Here is a 19047-nt window from a genome sequence, read left to right as displayed (position 1 = left end):
GTGCACGTCAGTGGCGCCGGAAGAGACCTTCCTGCACCACCGACACCAGGAGGCGTCCCTCCCGGTCGTAGATCCGGCCGCGGGCCAGACCGCGGCCGCCGGTCGCGATCGGCGACTCCTGGTCGTACAGGAACCACTCGTCCGTACGGAACGGACGGTGGAACCACATCGCGTGGTCCAGCGACGCCATGTCGAAGCCCCGCGGGCCCCAGAGCGGCTCGACGGGGATGCGGACGGCGTCCAGCAGGGTCATGTCGGAGGCGTACGTCAGCGCACAGGTGTGCACGAGCGGGTCGTCGCCCAGCGGGCCCACCGCGCGCATCCACACCGCGCTGCGCGGGTCAGCCTCCTTGACCTCCTCCCGCGTCCACCGCAGCCGGTCCACGTAGCGGATGTCGAACGGCTGGCGCCGCGCCATCCGCTCCAGGGCCTCGGGCAGTGCCCCCAGGTGCTCACGGATCTCGTCCGTCACGGACGGCAGCTCCTCCGGCGGCGGGAACTCCAGCCGGGGCGGCAGCTGGTGCTCGAAGCCCGCCTCCTCCGGCTGGTGGAACGACGCCGTCAGGTTGAAGATCGTCTTGCCGTGCTGGATCGCCGTGACCCGCCGCGTCGTGAACGACCGGCCGTCCCGGACCCGTTCCACCTGGTAGACGATCGGTACGCCGGGGATTCCCGGCCGGAGGAAGTACGCGTGCAGCGAGTGCACCGGCCGGTCGCCCCCGGTCGTGCGCCCCGCGGCGACCAGCGCCTGGCCGGCGACCTGGCCCCCGAAGACCCGCTGGAGGGACTCCTGCGGGCTGGCGCCCCGGAAGATGTTGACCTCGATCTGCTCCAGGTCGAGAAGATCGACCAGGCGCTCGGCCGGGTTCGTCATGTCGCGTGGTCCTTTCAGAGCTGGCCGACGTCGGTGACGCGGACGACCGCCCGGCCCTCCTCGTCCGAGGCCGCGAGGTCCACTTCCGCGCTGATGCCCCAGTCATGGTCGCCGTTCGGGTCGGCGAACGTCTGCCGGACGCGCCACAGACCGTGCGCCGGGTCCTCCTCGATGGACAGCAGCTTGGGACCGCGCGCGTCCGGGCCCGTCCCCAGGTCGTCGTACTCGTCCCAGTACTTGTCCATCGCCTCGCCCCACGCGTCGGCGTCCCACCCGGACTCGGCGTCCAGTTCGCCGAGCTCGTCCACGTGGTCCAGCGCGGCGAGCTCCACCCGGCGGAACATCGCGTTGCGCACCAGCACCCGGAACGCCCGGGCGTTGGCCGTGACCGGCTTGACCTGATCGGCCTTCTCCTGGGCCTCCTCGGCCGTCTCGATCTCCGGGTTGGCCAGCTGCTCCCACTCGTCCAGCAGCGAGGAGTCCACCTGCCGCACCATCTCGCCCAGCCAGGCGATCAGGTCCTCCAGGTCCTCCGTCTTCAGGTCGTCCGGGATGGTGTGGTCCAGAGCCTTGTACGCGCTCGCCAGGTACCGCAGCACGATGCCCTCGGTTCGCGCGAGCTCGTAGAAGGAGGTGAACTCCGTGAACGACAGCGCCCGTTCGTACATGTCCCGGATGACGGACTTCGGCGAGACCGGATGGTCACCGACCCACGGGTGCGACTTCTTGTACGTGTTGTACGCGTGCCACAGCAGCTCTTCGAGCGGCTTCGGGTACGAGATGTCCTGGAGCCGCTCCATCCGCTCCTCGTACTCGACGCCGTCCGCCTTCATCGCGCCCACGGCCTCGCCGCGCGCCTTGTTCTGCTGGGCGGCGAGGATCTGGCGCGGGTCGTCCAGCGTCGACTCGACCACCGAGACCATGTCCAGCGCGTACGACGGCGATTCCGGGTCCAGCAGCTCGAACGCCGCCAGCGCGAACGTCGACAGCGGCTGGTTGAGCGCGAAGTCCTGCTGGAGATCGACCGTCAGCCGGATCGTCCGGCCCTCGGCGTCGGGCCGGTCGAGCTGCTCGACGACCCCGCCGTCCAGCAGCGAGCGGTAGATCGCGATGGCCCGGCGGATGTGCCGCAGCTGGTTGCGGCGCGGCTCGTGGTTGTCCTCCAGCAGCCGGCGCATCGCCTCGAAGGCGTTTCCGGGCCGGGCGATCACCGACAGCAGCATGGTGTGCGTGACGCGGAAGCGGGACGTCAGCGGCTCCGGCTCGGAGGCGATCAGCTTCTCGAAGGTGTTCTCCGTCCAGCCGACGAAGCCCTCCGGTGCCTTCTTGCGGACCACCTTCCGGCGCTTCTTCGGGTCGTCGCCCGCCTTGGCGAGCGCCTTCTCGTTCTCGATCACGTGCTCGGGCGCCTGCGCCACCACGAAACCGGCGGTGTCGAAGCCGGCCCGCCCGGCGCGGCCGGCGATCTGGTGGAACTCACGGGCGCGCAGCGTGCGCACACGGTTGCCGTCGTACTTGGTGAGCGCGGTGAACAGAACCGTACGAATCGGGACGTTCACCCCCACTCCCAGGGTGTCCGTACCGCAGATCACCTTCAGCAGACCCGCCTGGGCCAGCTTCTCCACCAGGCGCCGGTACTTGGGCAGCATGCCCGCGTGGTGCACACCGATGCCGTGGCGCACATACCGCGAGAGGTTCCTGCCGAACTTGGTGGTGAACCGGAAGTTGCCGATCAGCTCGGCGATCTTGTCCTTCTCCTCGCGCGAGCACATGTTGATGCTCATCAGCGACTGCGCCCGCTCGACGGCCTGCGCCTGGGTGAAGTGAACGATGTAGACCGGTGCCTGCTTGGTCTCCAGCAGCTCGGTCAGCGTCTCGGTGATCGGAGTCAGCTCGTACGCGTACGACAGCGGGACCGGCCGGGTCGCCGAGCGGACCACCGCCGTCGGGCGGCCGGTCCGCCGCGTCAGGTCCTTCTCGAACATCGAGACGTCACCGAGCGTCGCCGACATCAGCACGAACTGCGCCTGCGGCAGTTCCAGCAGCGGGATCTGCCACGCCCAGCCACGGTCCGGCTCGGCGTAGAAATGGAACTCGTCCATCACGACCTGGCCGATGTCGGCGTCCTTGCCGTCCCGAAGCGCGATCGACGCCAGCACCTCGGCCGTGCAGCAGATCACCGGGGCGTCGGCGTTCACGGACGCGTCGCCGGTCAGCATGCCGACGTTCTCCGTGCCGAAGAGCTTGCACAGGTCGAAGAACTTCTCGGACACCAGCGCCTTGATCGGCGCGGTGTAGAAGGTCACCTGGTCGTTGGCGAGGGCCGTGAAGTGCGCACCCGCCGCGACCAGGCTCTTTCCGGAGCCCGTCGGGGTCGACACGATCACGTTCGCCCCGGAGACCACCTCGATCAGCGCCTCCTCCTGGGCCGGGTAGAGCGTGATGCCGCGCTCCTCGGCCCATGACGAGAAGGCCTCGAAGAGGGCATCGGGGTCGGCGTCCGGCGGCAGCTGATCGATAAGGGTCACGCCCCCATCTTGCCTGGCTTCCGACCGGATGAGGGAACCGGCCGCCGGCGCGAAGATCACGGACGCTAGGCTGCACCGGTCAACTTGGCTTCACCACAGGAAAAACGGGGCGGGCACGCACATGATGGGACCGGCGCACTCTCTCTCCGGGGCGGCCGCCTGGCTGGGGGTGGGAGCCGCGACCGCGGCCGCCGGCCACCCGATGCCCTGGCCGGTGCTCGTCGTCGGCGCGCTGATCTGCGCGGGTGCCGCGCTCGCGCCCGACCTCGACCACAAGTCGGCCACGATCTCGCGGGCCTTCGGGCCGGTCTCCCGCGGCGTGTGCGAGATCGTCGACAAGCTGTCGTACGCCGTGTACAAGGCCACCAAGACCAGGGCCGACTCCCGCAGGAGCGGCGGGCACCGCACCCTCACGCACACCTGGGTGTGGGCCGTGCTGACCGGAGCCGGGGCCTCGGTCCTGGCCATCACGGGTGGCCGGTGGGCGGTCCTCGCGATCCTCTTCGTCCACCTGGTGCTGGCGGTCGAGGGCCTGCTCTGGCGGGCCGCCCGGATGTCCAGCGACATCCTGGTGTGGCTGCTCGGCGCCACCAGCGCCTGGATCCTCGCGGGCGTCCTGGACCAGCCCGGCAACGGCGCGAACTGGCTGTTCACCGGACCCGGGCAGGAGTACCTGTGGCTGGGCCTGCCGATCGTGCTCGGTGCCCTCGTCCATGACATCGGCGACGCGCTGACCGTCTCGGGCTGCCCGGTGCTCTGGCCGATACCGGTGGCGGGCAAGCGCTGGTATCCGGTGGGGCCGCCGAAGGGCCTGCGGTTCCGGGCCGGCAGCTGGGTGGAGCTGAAGGTGCTGATGCCGGCGTTCATGCTCCTCGGCGGCCTGGGCGGGGCGGCCGCACTCAACTTCATCTAGGCCGGGTCGTCAGAGTCCCGTCCGGCCGGCGGACGACACTCCCCAGGGGCGGGGACTCCGGTCGGTCCGGAGACCCCGCCGGGCCGTGCCCCTGTCGATGCGGGCCGGCCCGGGGACGAGCCCGGTGGCGGCCGGCCGCGCCGCGAGCCCTGTCGCCCTGCGGGCCGTACCCGCCACAGCTGCCGCCCGGCCGACCGTGGGGAGTGCCCCTCCCGCGACGGGCTGGGCGGAGATCACGAACGTGTGGCTGCGTTCTTTCCGAGTGCCAGTCCACTCGCGGTCAGGTCGGCCCGTATCCCCGAGCGCTCCACCACGACGTCACGCAGCCGGAGCTGCCCGGCGGACGCGGGCAGCCGGAAGGACAGGGACAGCCGGTCGGACAGCTGCGGGGGCCGCAGCTTCAGCAGGGCGCCGATCAGATCCGGGTCGATGCCCGCCTTCTCCAGCAGCCAGGGGTGGTCGACGACCAGGTCCACCAGATTGACCTTCATCAGCTGCTGGAGGAAGCGGGGGGAGCCGGTGAGCCTGCTCAGCTCCCGCTCGCTGCGCAGCGCGCGGTCGATCGTGGACTGCGGCAGCCCCAGCCGCTCCACGACGGCCGGCAGTGAGAGCAGTGCCTTGGCGCGGGCCGTCTGCTGGCTGATCCGCCGGGCCGCCTCCGGATGCAGGCGCAGCCCCGAATGGGCCGGGTCGCTGCCGGGGCGGTAGGTGAACAGCCCCGGAACGTCGAGCCGCATGTGGTCGACGGTCGTCGACACGGCCCGGTCACCGTCGAGCCGCACGTGTGCCTCGGCACCCAACCGCACCTTCCACCCGGCGACGGGCAGTGTGCCGGCGATCCGGACCCTGCCCTCGCCCGCCTCGGTGAAGGTCACCTGGGAGGCGCCGAGTTCACGGTTGAGGTCGTCGAAGGAGAGCAGTACGTCACCGTCCATGCGGCCCACGACGGCCCCCTGGAGGGAAGCCGGGAGGTCGCCGACAATCTCCACGTCGGTGGCGGTGGCGTGCACCTCGGCCAGCGAGACCTTGTTCGCGGCGACGTCGGGGACGGTCACGTCGACCTTCCGTATCCGCTTGTCGAGGACCTGGGTGAGGAAGGGGAAACCGTCGATGTCGACCTGGGGCCGGGCGGCCAGGTGGAGCGACTGCTGGATGCGGTCCTCGGCCTTCTCCTCGGCGTAGGCGACCGCCAGCCGGTCGCAGGTGCCCAGGAGCGCGGCGCCCACGAGGCCGGTGATGCCCAGCTTCACCACGACGGGAACGGCGGCGAGGCGACTCCTGCCCCGGTGGTTGGGGGGAGACCAGGGCTCGTCGTCGTCCACGTCCGAGCGGATGCCGAGCCGGCCGAGGCCGCCGGGCGGCTCGGAGCGGGGGGCGTCGTACGGTTCGGCCGGGGCGTGCCCGGCCGGGTCCGCCGGAGCCAAGGGGGGCTCCTCGTCCCGGAGTTGGGCGAGCTCCTCGTAGGGATTACGGGTATGCGTGGAAATGCGTGTGGGGGGTCGCATCGGTTCATCCCATCACGACGACCACCGCCGCACGCAAGTCCGACCGGGCCCGCCCGGACGAGATCTCGAACACGTCACGGGCGAGATCGCCCCGGCCGCGGCCGATGCCGCGTTCTTCCCGTTCGGGTGAATGTGCCCCGGCCCGCCCCCTGAGCGACCATGATCCAGTTCCATGGGATCATGGACGCTCCCGACATGACCCGCCGTCAATTCACCGGCCGCACCAGCGCATTGGCCATCGCCGCCACCGCCGGTGCCGCCGTGCCGGCCGCCACCGGCTCCGCCGCGGCGGCGCCCGCCGCCGCCCCGTCCACCGCCGACTGGCAGACCTGCCTCGCCGTCGCCCGCGCCCTGCTCGTGCTCGGCGAGGACAACGAGCCGCTCGTCCCCGCCTACCGGAAGATCCTGCTCGAAGACGGGCTGCCCAAGAACGGGAGAGCGCCCAAGAACGTGCTGGTGCTCGGCGCCGGACCGGCCGGAATGGCCGCCGCCTGGCTGCTCAAGCGAGCCGGCCACCGCGTCACCGTCATCGAGGCCAACGGCAATCGCGCCGGAGGACGCATCAAGACCTTCCGCACCGGCGGCCACGAGAACGCCGCGGAGCCGTTCGCCGACCCCAAGCAGTACGCCGAAGCGGGCGCCATGCGCATCCCCGGCAGCCACCCCCTGGTGATCGGGCTGATCGACAAACTGGGCCTCGAACGGCGGCCCTTCCACTACGTCGACACCGACCCCGACGGCAACCCGCGCCACCGCACCTGGATCCGGGTCAACGGCATCAGGGCCCGGCGCGCCGACTACGTACGCAACCCCCGGGCGATCAACCGGTCCTTCGGCGTACCGAAGGAGTACGAGAACGTCCCGGCGGCGGAGATCGTACGGCGCGCACTCGACCCCGTGCGCGACGAGTTCAGCACGCGGCGGCCGGACGGCACACGCGTCGACAAGCCGATGCCCGAACTGCTCGAAGGCTGGGCCCGGGTCGTCCAGCGCTTCGGCGACTGGTCGATGTACCGCTTCCTCACCGAACACGCGAAGCTCGACGGGCGGACCATCGACCTGATCGGAACCCTGGAGAACATGACCTCCAGGCTGCCGCTCTCCTTCATGCACAGCTTCATCAGCGCCTCCCTGATCAGCCCCGGCACCGCATTCTTCGAACTCGACGGCGGCACCGCCGTCCTCGCCGACGCCCTGCTCGACCAGGTCCGCGACGAGGTGCGCTTCGACCGGCGCGTCACCCGCATCGAAACCCGTGAGCAGGGCGAGCGGGTATGGGTCGACACCGTCTCCGAGGGACGCGACGGCAAGGTCGTCCGCGAACAGTTCACCGGTGAGGCGGCCATCGTCACCATCCCCTTCTCCGGCCTGCGGCACGTCCGCGTCTCCCCGCAGCTGTCGTACCCGAAGCGGCGGGCCCTGTGCGAAGTGCACTACGACAGCGCGACCAAGGTGCTGCTGGAGTTCAGCCGCCGGTGGTGGGAGATGAGCGAGTCCGACTGGCGGCGCGAACTCGAGGCCATGCAACCCGGCCTGTACGACAAGTACCGCAAGGGCCACGTACCCGACGACGGCGAGCTGCTGGGCCGGCACCCCTCGGTGCCCCGCGGACACCTCACCGAGGCGCAGCGCACGCACTACGCGGCGAACGCCTGGCTCTCCCGCGACCAGCCCGAGGCCGCGGAGGTCATCGGCGGCGGCTCGGTCACCGACAACCCGAACCGCTTCATGTTCAACCCCTCCCACCGCGTCCCCGGCAGCGACGGCGGGGTCGTCCTCGCCTCCTACAGCTGGGCCGACGACGCCCGCCGCTGGGACTCCTACGACGACGAGGCACGCTACGCGCTCGCCCTGCGCGGCATGCAGGAGGTGTACGGACAGCGGCTGGAAGTGTTCTTCACGGGCGTCGGCCGCACCCAGAGCTGGCAGCGCGACCCGTACGCCTACGGCGAGGCGTCGGTGCTGCTGCCCGGCCAGCACACCGAGATCCTCCTGGACATGCGCAAGGCGGAGGCCCCGCTGCACTTCGCGGGCTGCCACACCTCGGTCAAGCCCGCCTGGATCGAGGGCGCCCTGGAGTCCGCGGTCCGCACCGCGCTGGAGGTGCACGGCACCCGCTGAGACACCCGGCGCGAACGCGCGCCCCCGGCCCGGTCACCGACCGGGCCGGGGGCGCGCGGACGCGGGACTTTCGAAACACGCCCTAGCCGTGCCAGGAACGCCACAGCGCCGCGTAGGCCCCGTCCGCCGCGACCAGTTCCCGGTGACTGCCCCACTCGCTGATCCGGCCGTCCTCCACCACCGCGATCACGTCCGCGTCGTGCGCCGTGTGCAGCCGGTGCGCGATGGCCACCACCGTGCGGCCGTCCAGGACCCGGGCGAGAGACCGCTCCAGATGCCGGGCCGCGCGCGGGTCCAGCAGCGAGGTCGCCTCGTCCAGCACCAGCGTGTGCGGGTCGGCCAGCACGAGCCGGGCCAGCGCGATCTGCTGCGCCTGCGCCGGGGTCAGTGCCACACCGCCCGAGCCGACCGCCGTGTCCAGGCCGTCGTCCAGCGCCCGGGCCCAGCCGTCCGCGTCGACCGCCTCCAGCGCCGCCCACAAGTCGCCGTCCCCGGCGCCCGTCCGGGCCAGTCGCAGGTTGTCCCGCAACGAGCCCACGAAGACATGGTGCTCCTGGTTGACCAGCGCCACATGCTCGCGGACCCGCTCGGCCGGCATTCTCGACAGTTCGGCCGCGCCGAGGGTGATGCGGCCGGTGCGCGGCGCGTAGATGCCCGCGAACAGCCGGCCCAGCGTGGACTTGCCCGCGCCGGACGGGCCGACCAGCGCCAGCCGGGTGCCCGGCGGAACATCCAGCGAGACCCGGTGCAGCACGTCCACCCCCTCGCGGTAGCCGAAGCGCACCTCGTCCGCGCGGACGTCGCGCCCGTCGGGGCGCACCGCCTCGTCACCGGCGTCCGGCTCGATGTCCCGGACCCCGACCAGACGCGCCAGCGACACCTGGGCCACCTGCAGCTCGTCGTACCAGCGCAGGATGATCCCGACCGGGTCCACCAGCATCTGCGCCAGCAGGGCACCCGTCGTCAACTGGCCGACGTCCAGATGCCCGTGGAGCACGAGCACCCCACCGATCAGGAGCACGGAGCACAGCACCGTGATGTGCGTGGCGTTGATGACCGGGAAGAGCACCGTCCGCAGATAGAGCGTGTACCGCTCCCAGGCCGTCCACTCCTTGATACGCCGGTCCGACAGGGCGATCCGGCGCGCGCCGAGCCGATGGGCCTCGACGGTGCGGCCCGCGTCGACCGTCTCGGCGAGCGCGGCGGCGACCGCCGCGTACCCCGCGGCCTCCGAACGGTACGCAGAAGGCGCCCGCTTGAAGTACCAGCGGCAACCCGCGACCAGCACCGGCGCGGCCACCAGGGCCGCCAGGGCCAGCGGCGGGGCCGTCACGGCGAGACCGCCCAGCAGCAGGCCCGCCCACACCACGCCGATGGCGAGCTGGGGCACCGCCTCGCGCATCGCGTTGGCCAGCCGGTCCACATCGGTGGTGATCCGGGAGAGCAGATCGCCCGTCCCGGCCCGCTCCAGCACCCCGGGCGGCAGCCCGACCGCCCGCACCAGGAAGTCCTCCCGCAGATCGGCCAGCATCTCCTCGCCGAGCATCGCGCCGCGCAGCCGCACCAGCCGGGTGAACACGGTCTGCACCACCAGCGCGATCACGAACACCACGACGGTGTGCTCCAGCCGCAGATCACGCGCCCCCTCCGCGAGCCGCTCGACAAGCCGGCCGAGAAGGTACGGGCCCGTCATCGAGGCGACGACCGCGACCGCGTTCACGACGACGAGCAGGACGAACGCCCTGCGGTGGCGGCGCAGCAGCTCGCGCACATACGCGCGGACCGTGGCCGTGCCGCCGACGGGCAGTGTCGTCGCGGACTCCGGGGCCGCCGGGTCGTACTCCGGTGGCGCCATGCCGATCATGCCGACTCCTCGATCTCCATCAGCGTCTCCGTCCGCGCGGGCACGGCCGGTTCCTCATCCGCTCCGGCCCGGCGCTCCTCCGCGGCGCCTGCCGCCGATGCCGACGGCCGGCCTCCCCCCACACCCTGCGGGCGAGGGAGGGAACCCCGCTCGGTTCGCTCGTCACCCGCGGCCTTCGGCCCCCGCGGCGACAGCCGTACGCAGGTGGCGGCCTCCGGATCGCCACCGTCACGCCCCGGCTGCTCACTCGCCTCCTCACGGGTCACCACCGCGCGGTACCGCGGTTCGGCGCGCAGCAGCTCACGGTGCGAGCCCACCGCAACCACCTCGTCGTCGCGCACCAGCACCACCCGGTCCGCAAGGTCCAGCAACAGCGGCGAGGACGCGAACACCACGGTCGTGCGCCCCTCCCGCAACCGCCGCACACCCGCCGCCACACGTGCCTCGGTGTGCGCGTCGACCGCGGACGTCGGCTCGTCGAGGACCAGCACCTCGGGGTCCGTGACCAGCGAGCGGGCCAGTGCGAGGCGCTGGCGCTGGCCGCCGGAGAGCGACCGCCCGCGCTCGGTGATCCGGGTGGTCATCGGGTCGCCGCCGGCGACGGGCGACGCCTGGGCGAGTGCGTCCAGCACGTCCCCGCACTGGGCCGCCGCCAGCGCGTCCTCGGCGCTCACCGCGCCGGACGACGGCACGTCGAGCAGCTCCCACAGCGTGCCGGAGAGCAGCACCGGGTCCTTGTCCTGGACGAGTACGGCGCCGCGGGCGCCGTCCAGCGGCAGCTCGTCCAGCGGCACGCCGCCGAGCAGCACCGACGCCTCGCCGCCGGCCGCCCCGGCCGGGTGCCCGCCCAGGCGCTCGGCCAGCCTTCCGGCCGTGTCGGGATCCCCGCACACCACCGCCGTGAACCGGCCCGCCGGGGCGAGCAGTCCCGTCACCGGGTCGTACAGATCGCCGGCCGGCCGCTCGTGGGTGCCGACGGCCGCCGCCGTGGTCCGGCTCAGCGACAGCACCCGGGCCGCGCGTCTCGCCGACGGTTTCGAGAAGGAGTACGCCATCACGATCTCCTCCACGTTCCGCAGCGGGTGATGGGTCAGCGCGACCGCGGCATACACGGTGACGAGCTCTCCGACCGCGATCCGCCCGTCGAGCGCGAGCCGCGTCCCGTACACCACCACACCGATCAGCAGCAGTCCGGGCAGCAGGACCTGGATCGCCGCGATGAGCGCCCACATGCGGGCACTGCGCACAGCTGCCCTGCGGACCTCCTGCGACGCCTCGCGGTAGCGCCCCAGGAACAGGTCCTCGCCGCCGATACCGCGCAGCACGCGCAGCCCGGCGACCGTGTCCGACGCCAGCTCCGTGGCCCGGCCGGCCTTCTCGCGCTGGATGTCGGCGCGCCGGGTGGCGCGCGGCAACAGCGGAAGCACGGCCAGAGCCAGCACCGGCATGCCCACGGCGACGACGGCCCCCAGGGCCGGCTGGTAGACCACCAGACCGACACACACCGCCACGAGCGTGGTGGCCGCGGCGGCGAACCGCGACAGGGCCTCCACGAACCAGCCGATCTTCTCCACGTCGCCGGTGGACACGGCGACGACCTCACCGGCGGCGACCCGCCGGGTCAGCACGGCACCGAGCTCGGCCGTCTTGCGGGCCAACAGCTGCTGGACCCGGGCCGCGGCCGTGATCCAGTTGGTGACCGCCGTCCGGTGCAGCATGGCGTCGCCGACCGTGACAGCCAGGCCGAACAGCCCGAGCAGGGCGGCGGCCAGCGCCAGCCGGCTGCCGGAGCGATCCACGACCGCCTGCACCGCGAGGCCCACACCGAGTGGCAGAGCCGCGATCCCCAGCTGGTTCAGCAGACCCCAGCACAGCGACTTGACCTGACCGCCCAGTTGTCTGCGGCCCAGCCAGAGAAGAAAGCGCGCGCCCGACCGGACGTCCGGTTCCCCGGGGTCGGCGTACGGGAGTTGCTGAATCTGCATGGCGCCCCAGTGCTCGGATCGAGGGGTGACAGGAAGCTCAAACCGTGCAAGGTTCGCGTTCCGCCCCGGTCCGGGGCAATCGAATTTCTCCCCCTGGGGAACAGAACGCGCCATGGTCCGGCGACCGGCCCTGGTGCCCCCGGCGCGTCCCGCGCTTCACTCCCGGTCCATGAGGAATCGGAGAGTCATGAGCATGGTCTGCGGGCTGGTGCTCGCCGCCGGCGCCCTCCTGGGACCCGCCCGGGCCGCGGCCGCCGCGCCACCGGCACCCGAGCCGCCCGCCGAGTTCGGCACCGACTGGCACGACCCGGTCACCGCCGCCCCGCCCGTCGCCCGTCCGGCCACACCCGCCTGCGAAGTGACCGTGGCCGAGGCGCGGTTCCGCGACTTCACGCCCTACCGGGGCACCTACGTACCGCCCGAGGAGTGCGGCACCCACTGGGGCAAGGTCGTGCTGCGGCTCGACGGCAGCGTGCGGGGCCGGCAGTACGACCGGCTCGGCCACCTCACCATCGGCGGAGTCGAGGTCTTCCGCACCTCCACGCCACAGCCCTCGCCCGACGGCATCACCTGGACGGTCGAGAAGGACATCACCCGTTACAGCGACACCCTGCGACGCCCCCAGCCCGTCGAGATGCTCATCGGAAACGTCGTCAACGACACCTATACGGGCGTCTTCGACGTCAAGGTGACGCTGACCTTCTACCCCGGTGGTACCGACGCCACCACACCCGACCGGGTGCTGCCACTGGACTCGGCGTCGCTCACCACGCCGCGCAACACCGAGCGGATCGTCGCCGAGGTGTACGCCACCGGCTCCGGCGGCGGCTGCGAGGAGTACTGGTACATGACCGCGCCCGAGCCGGCACCGTACTCCTGCAAGGCCGACCGAGGACCGTACCGCGAGGTGCAGATCCGGGTCGACGGCCGGCCGGCCGGAATCGCCGCGCCGTTCCCGACGGTCTGGACCGGCGGCTGGTCCAATCCCTTCCTGTGGTACGTGACACCGGCGCCGCGCGCCTTCGACGTCAAACCGGTCGAGTACGACCTGACACCGTTCGCCGGCCTGCTCAATGACGGACGACCGCACCGCGTCGAGGTCTCCGTCGCCGGCGTGCCCGCCGGGCAGACCGGCTGGTCCACCCCCGTCAACGTGCTGATCTGGCAGGACGAGAAGCGCGCCGTCGTCACCGGGGCGCTCACCCGGCACGAGGCCGGCGAAGCCGTCAACTCCTCCGTGTACACCCCGGGCACCGCACACCGGCTGGACACCAGGGGCAGCCACCGGCTCACCGTCGCCGGGTACGTGGACACCTCGCACGGCCGGGTCACGACGACCGTCAGCCGCTCCCTCGGCAACAGCTCCGTGCACCGCTGGACCGACGGCGAGACCCGGGACGCGCTGACCGCGACCTGGACCGACGACGAGACGGTGACCGGCGGCACGACCGTCACCCACACCCGGCGCACCTACACCATGGACGGCGAGACCACCCTGGGCGCGGGAGACCGGCTGCGCACCGTGCTCTCCCTCGGCGACCGCGCCGACACGGTCACGCTGCGCGGCGGCGAACGGATCCGCTGGACGCGGCTCGACGACCGCTACACCGGGGACGCCACGTACACCACGGGCGTACCTCGCGACCAGCGGCACGCGGTGGGCGAGACCTCCGAACGCTACCGGCTGCTCGGCTCGGACGGCTGTTACGACCGCAGCGTGCGGACCGTCCAGGGCACGGTGACCCAGGACCGCCGCCGCTGCTGAGCGGTCCCGCGCCGGTGACCGGGCACGGGCCCCGGTCACCGCGTCGCGGCCGCGGACGGTGTCAGGGCCGGGTGGCGCGCTCCAGTTCCAGCAGAGCCGAGTAGTAGCGGCGCCCCGTCGCGTGGTCCATCCCGATCTCGCACATCCGGTTCGCGGAAAGGTGCACGTCGAACGTCCGCGCCGTCACCTCGGCCGCCTCCCGCGCCGTCGCCGACTCCGTCAGCTCCCGGTGCAGCAGGCCCCGGTCACCGGCGAACGCACAGCAGCCGGCGTCCGCCGGCACGAAGACCTCCTCCGCGCAGGCCTCCGCCAGGACGGTCAGCCGGTTCTCGTCCCCGAGGCGGCGCATCGAGCACGTCGGATGGACGACCGCCGAGCCCGTCTTCCGACGCACCTCCAGCCGCGGCAGCAGCTCGTCCGCGGCCCACACGATCGAGTCGATCACCGTGAGCTCCGCGTGCAGTTCACGGTTGTGCTCGCTGAGGTACGGCACCACCTCCCGCGCCAGCCCCAGGGCGCAGGACGAGGCGTCGACGACCAGGGGCAGCCGCCCGCCCGCCGTCCACCCCCAGGCGGCCTCGACCACCCGGTTCGCCATCACATGGCTGCCCTCGTCGTACCCCTTGGACTGCCAGACCAGGGCGCAGCACGTGCCCGCCACATCCCCCGGGATCCACACCGGCCTCCCGGCCCGCGCGGACAGCGCCACCACCGCCTGCGGCAGGGACGGCCCCGCATGACCCGGCGGATCGCCGAAGATCCGGTTCACGCACGCGGGGTAGTAGACGGCGACCGCGGGCGTCCGCTCGGTCGGGGGCAGCGTCCCGGCCGCCGCGCCCGGGATCGCGGGCAGCCACCCGGGGACGAGATCGGGCCGCACCGCCCGGCGCGCCAGCCCCGTCACCGACGCCGTCAGCCGGTCGCCGGCCAGTTCCGCCGCGCCCAGGGCGAGCCGGGCCGCGGACTCCACGGCCCTGAAGCCGTGCGCGGCCCGTGCGGCCGCCCGCTCCTCGCGCGCCGAGTGCCGGCGGTGCCGCAACGCCTTCATCAGCGCTCCGGTGTCGATCCCCACCGGGCAGGCCGCCTCGCACAGCGACTCGCCCGCGCAGGTGTCCACCGCGTCATAGCCGTACGCCGCCACCAGGCCGTCCTCGACCGGGGAGCCCGGGCCCTGCCGCATCATCTCCCGCCACAGCACGATGCGCTGACGCGGTGTCGTCGTCAGGTCCCTGCTGGGGCAGACCGGCTCGCAGAAACCGCACTCGATGCACGGATCGGCCATCGGCTCCGTCTTCGGGATGGTCTTCAGCCCGCGCAGATGTCCCTGAGGATCGCGGTCCAGGACCACACGGGGGGCCAGCACCCCGTCGGGGTCGACGGCCTGCTTCGTACGCCACATCAGCTCGGTCGCCTCCACTCCCCACTCCAGCTCCAGGAACGGCGCCATGTTGCGGCCGGTGGCGTGCTCCGCCTTGAGGGAACCGTCGAACCGCTCGACGGTCAGCCGGCAGAAGTCCGCCATGAACGCGGCGTAGCGGTCCACGTCGGCCGGATCGGACGCGTCGAAGGCCAGCAGGAAGTGCAGGTTGCCGTGCGCGGCATGGCCCGCGACGGCGGCGTCGAAGCCGTGCCGCTCCTGGAGCTCCAGCAGGGCCTCGCACGCCTCCGCGAGCCGGGCCGGCGGCACCGCGAAGTCCTCCGTGATCAGTGTCGTACCGGGCGGCCGGGCGCCGCCCACCGCCGTGACGAACGCCTTGCGCGCCGTCCAGTACCCCGCGATCGTCCGCGCGTCCCGGGTGAACGCGTTGGTGACCGACGCCACCGGAGCCACCGGGTCCAGGCCGGCCAGCACCCGTTCGGCGGCCCGCTCGTACGCCGTCAGCGCCACCGGGTCGGGGGCGCGGAACTCGACCAGCAGCGCCGCCGTGCCGCCCGGCAGCGCCACCCAGTCGGCCGGCACCCCCGCCACCCGGATCGAGGCGCGCAGCGTATTGCCGTCCATCAGTTCGACGGCGATCGCGCCGGCCTCGGCGAACAGCGGCACGGCCGCGGCCGCCGCCGGCAGGGACGGGAAGAAGAGCAGCGCCGTCGACACCTCGCGGTCCAGCGGCAGGGTGTCGAAGACGACCTCGGAGATGAAGCCCAGGGTGCCCTGGGAGCCGACCATCAGCCCGCGCAGGATTTCCACGGGCGTCGAACCGTCCAGAAAGGCGTCCAGTCGGTAGCCGTTGGTGTTCTTGATGGCGTGCTTGGCGCGGACGCGGGCGGTCAGCTCCGCGTCGGCCTCGATCTCCGCCTTGATGGCGAGCAGTTCCTCGCAGAGCTTCGGCTCCGCACGCGCCAGCTCCTCGTCGGCGGCCGGATCGCCGGTGTCGACGACCGTGCCGCTCGGCAGGACGAAGGTGAGCGAGGAGACGGTCCGGTACGCGGTGCGCGTGGTGCCTGCGGTCATGCCCGAGGCGTTGTTGGCGACGACTCCGCCGATGGTGCAGGCGAGGCCACTGGCGGGGTCGGGCCCCAGGACCCTGCCGTACCGGGCGAGGGCGGCGTTGGCCCGGGCGACGGTCGTGCCCGGCCGGATCCGGGCCCGGGCGCCGCCGTCCAGCACCTCGACACCCGACCAGTGCCGGCGGACGTCCACCAGGATGTCCTCGCCCTGGGCCTGGCCGTTCAGGCTCGTCCCCGCCGCCCGGAACACCACCTCGCGCCCCTTGCCGTGCGCGAACGACAGGATCGCCGAGATGTCGTCGATGTCCTCGGCGACGACCACCACCCGGGGCACGAAGCGATAGGGGCTCGCGTCCGACGCGTACCGGACGAGGTCCGAGACCTGCCACAGCACCTTCTCGGGGCCGAAGACGGCCGTCAGCTCCTCGCGCAACCGCGTGGGCGTGCCGTGCGCCAGCAGCGCGGGCACCCGGTCGGGGGCCGGATCGCGTGTCGCGTCGGGGCGGAGAGCGTCGGGCTTCGGCTGCAGCAGCGGCATCTCACGGTCCCCTCGGCGGCGCGCGAGGCTTCGTGCGTGCCGCGCACGACGGCTTCAGCAGCCGCGCTCCGGCACGCCGTCGACCAGAGCGGACAGCAGGTCGCCGAGCACCTCGCGCTGTTCGGCGGTCAATGGAGCCAGGATGTCCTCTGCGGCCGCGCGGCGCGCGCTGCGCAGCTGCCGAAGGGTGGCGCGGCCGGTCTCGGTGAGCTCGATGCGCACGACCCGGCGATTGGCCGGATCGGGGACGCGGCGCACCCGTCCGCTCGCCTCCAGCCCGTCCACCAGGCTGGTGACGGCGCGCGGGACCACCTCCAGGCGGGCCGCCAGATCGGCCATGCGCGGCGCCCGGTCGTAGTGCGCGACCGTGCGCAACAGCCGAGACTGGGCCGGAGTGATGGCCACGTCGGCCGTCTCCAGCTGCCGCTTCTGGCTGCGGTGCAGCCGCCGGGTCAGCCGCAGCAGCTGTTCTGCCAGCACGCCGTCGGCGTCGGGGGAGTTCATGGGCGAATATTATCAGGACTACGCTCATTGTGAGGATAGGTAACAATGAGCTATCCTCTCAACCGATCGGCCGCGCCAGGGCCGTATCCCGAGCCGCGAAGGAGCCCATGCGCATCCACACAGAGTCCACCTGGACACCACCTCCACCCGACCCGGACCAGCCGCCCGCCCAGATCAGGCGGATCCTGAGGCTCTTCCGGCCCTATCGCGGCCGGCTCGCCGTCGTCGGCCTGCTCGTCGCCGCCTCGTCGCTCGTGTCGGTCGCCTCGCCGTTCCTGCTCCGCGAGATCCTCGACACCGCCATCCCGCAGGGCCGCACCGGGCTGCTCAGCCTGCTCGCCCTGGGCATGATCCTCACCGCGGTGACCACCAGCGTCTTCGGAGTGCTGCAGACCCTCATCTCCACCACCGTCGGCCAGCGCGTCATGCACGACCTGCGCACGGCGGTCTACGCCCAGCTGCAGCGCATGCCGCTCGCCTTCTTCACCCGGACGCGCACCGGGGAGGTCCAGTCCCGCATCGCCAACGACATCGGAGGCATGCAGGCGACCGTCACCTCCACCGCCACGTCGCTCGTCTCCAACCTCACCGCGGTGATCGCGACCGTCGTCGCGATGCTCGCCCTGGACTGGCGTCTCACCGTCGTCTCGCTGCTCCTGCTGCCGCTGTTCGTGTGGATCAGCCGCCGGGTCGGCCGGGAACGCAAGAGGATCACCACCCAGCGGCAGAAGCAGATGGCCGCGATGGCCGCCACCGTCACCGAGTCGCTCTCCGTCAGCGGCATCCTCCTCGGCCGCACCATGGGCCGGGCCGACTCACTCACCACGTCCTTCGCCGCCGAGTCCGAGCGTCTCGTCGGCCTCGAAGTGCGCGCCTCCATGGCCGGGCGCTGGCGGATGTCCACCATCGGCATCGTCATGGCGGCCATGCCCGCGCTGCTCTACTGGGCGGCCGGACTGGCGATGCAGGGCGGCGGCCCCGCCATCTCGATCGGCACCCTCGTCGCGTTCGTCTCCCTCCAGCAGGGCCTCTTCCGGCCGACGGTGAGCCTGCTCTCCACCGGAGTCGAGATCCAGACCTCGCTCGCGCTCTTCCAGCGGATCTTCGAGTATCTGGACCTGCCGGTCGACATCACCGAGCGCGAGGACCCCGTGCGGCTCGACAAGGCCCGCGGGGAAGTGCGCTTCGAGGACGTCGACTTCCAGTACGACGACAAGAGCGGACCCACGCTGCGGAAGATCGACGTGACCGTGCCGGCGGGCGGCAGCCTGGCCGTCGTCGGGCCGACCGGCTCCGGCAAGTCCACCCTCAGCTATCTCGTTCCGCGGCTGTACGACGTGACCGGCGGCCGGGTCATGCTCGACGGCATCGACGTGCGCGACCTCGACTTCGACAGCCTCGCCCGCGCCGTGGGAGTGGTCTCCCAGGAGACCTATCTCTTCCACGCCTCCGTCGCCGACAACCTGCGCTTCGCCCGGCCCGAGGCCACCGACGAGGAGATCGAGGCCGCCGCCCGCGCCGCACAGATACACGATCACATCGCTTCCCTCCCCGACGGGTACGACACCCTGGTCGGCGAGCGGGGCTACCGCTTCTCCGGCGGAGAGAAGCAGCGCCTCGCCATCGCCCGCACCATCCTGCGCGACCCGCCCGTCCTGATCCTCGACGAGGCCACCAGCGCCCTCGACACCCGCACGGAGCACGCGGTGCAGCAGGCCATCGACGCGCTCTCCGCGGGCCGCACCACCATCACCATCGCGCACCGGCTCTCCACCATCAGGGACGCCGACGAGATCATCGTTCTGGACCGCGGCGGCATCGCCGAGCGCGGCAGCCACGACGAGCTGCTGGCACGCGACGGCCGGTACGCCGCCCTGGTGCGGGGCGACGCGGAACTGGCCCCCGCGACCCCCTGAGGGCGAAGATCGGATCCGCCGATCGTGTGCTCATCATGCGCGTGTGATCCGTACCGGGCCCGGGACGCCGACCGGCGCGCATAGCG

The 19047-nt window shown here is 72.2% G+C and carries 11 protein-coding genes; 4 read left to right on the top strand and 7 right to left on the bottom strand.

Features of this window, described 5'->3' with window-relative positions:
- Nucleotides 1-7: 7 nt before the first annotated feature.
- Together ACY34K_RS13835 and ACY34K_RS13830 are read right to left on the bottom strand one after the other, a co-directional pair.
- The gene (locus ACY34K_RS13835) at nucleotides 8-874 is read right to left on the bottom strand and encodes an acyl-CoA thioesterase (protein ID WP_462746627.1); all 867 of its coding nucleotides are present in this window, start codon (nucleotides 872-874) and stop codon (nucleotides 8-10) included.
- 14 nt (nucleotides 875-888) lie between these two features.
- Entirely contained in the window at nucleotides 889-3402 is a 2514-nt protein-coding gene (locus tag ACY34K_RS13830) for a DEAD/DEAH box helicase (protein WP_462746625.1), read from the bottom strand.
- A 121-nt stretch (nucleotides 3403-3523) separates the two neighbouring features.
- On the opposite strand from ACY34K_RS13830, the gene ACY34K_RS13825 reads away from it, so the two are divergent.
- Entirely contained in the window at nucleotides 3524-4315 is a 792-nt protein-coding gene (locus tag ACY34K_RS13825; protein WP_462746622.1) for a metal-dependent hydrolase, read from the top strand.
- 233 nt (nucleotides 4316-4548) lie between these two features.
- Here the strand turns inward: ACY34K_RS13825 and ACY34K_RS13820 are convergent, their stop codons facing one another.
- Nucleotides 4549-5820 carry an LmeA family phospholipid-binding protein gene (locus ACY34K_RS13820; RefSeq protein WP_462746620.1) on the bottom strand — a complete coding sequence of 424 codons (1272 nt, stop codon included), beginning with the start codon at nucleotides 5818-5820 and terminating at the stop codon, nucleotides 4549-4551.
- 180 nt (nucleotides 5821-6000) lie between these two features.
- On the opposite strand from ACY34K_RS13820, the gene ACY34K_RS13815 reads away from it, so the two are divergent.
- Entirely contained in the window at nucleotides 6001-7941 is a 1941-nt protein-coding gene (locus tag ACY34K_RS13815) for a flavin monoamine oxidase family protein (protein WP_462746619.1), read from the top strand.
- A gap of 82 nt (nucleotides 7942-8023) precedes the next feature.
- Here ACY34K_RS13815 and ACY34K_RS13810 read toward each other — a convergent pair whose 3' ends face one another.
- Together ACY34K_RS13810 and ACY34K_RS13805 are read right to left on the bottom strand one after the other, a co-directional pair.
- Nucleotides 8024-9805, bottom strand: coding sequence for an ABC transporter ATP-binding protein (locus tag ACY34K_RS13810; RefSeq protein WP_462746617.1), 1782 nt, complete (start codon nucleotides 9803-9805; stop codon nucleotides 8024-8026).
- Entirely contained in the window at nucleotides 9802-11790 is a 1989-nt protein-coding gene (locus tag ACY34K_RS13805; RefSeq protein ID WP_462746615.1) for an ABC transporter transmembrane domain-containing protein, read from the bottom strand. Before ACY34K_RS13805 ends, ACY34K_RS13810 begins: the two co-directional genes overlap by 4 nt.
- A 169-nt stretch (nucleotides 11791-11959) precedes the next feature.
- Between ACY34K_RS13805 and ACY34K_RS13800 the strand changes: the two genes are divergently transcribed.
- Entirely contained in the window at nucleotides 11960-13555 is a 1596-nt protein-coding gene (locus ACY34K_RS13800) for a peptide-N4-asparagine amidase (protein ID WP_462746613.1), read from the top strand.
- Between the two features lie 61 nt (nucleotides 13556-13616).
- Here ACY34K_RS13800 and ACY34K_RS13795 read toward each other — a convergent pair whose 3' ends face one another.
- Nucleotides 13617-16541: an FAD-binding and (Fe-S)-binding domain-containing protein gene (locus tag ACY34K_RS13795; protein WP_462746611.1), complete on the bottom strand. Its 2925-nt coding sequence runs from the start codon at nucleotides 16539-16541 to the stop codon at nucleotides 13617-13619.
- Nucleotides 16542-16595: 54 nt separating this feature from the next.
- Entirely contained in the window at nucleotides 16596-17045 is a 450-nt protein-coding gene (locus ACY34K_RS13790) for a MarR family winged helix-turn-helix transcriptional regulator (protein WP_462746608.1), read from the bottom strand.
- A 107-nt stretch (nucleotides 17046-17152) separates the two neighbouring features.
- Here ACY34K_RS13790 and ACY34K_RS13785 point away from each other — a divergent pair, with 107 nt between their 5' ends.
- Entirely contained in the window at nucleotides 17153-18961 is a 1809-nt protein-coding gene (locus tag ACY34K_RS13785) for an ABC transporter ATP-binding protein (protein ID WP_462746606.1), read from the top strand.
- Nucleotides 18962-19047 lie beyond the last annotated feature (86 nt).

The organism is Streptomyces sp. STAM6 (assembly GCF_054963715.1).
This window is presented reverse-complemented; position numbering and strand designations above follow the sequence as displayed.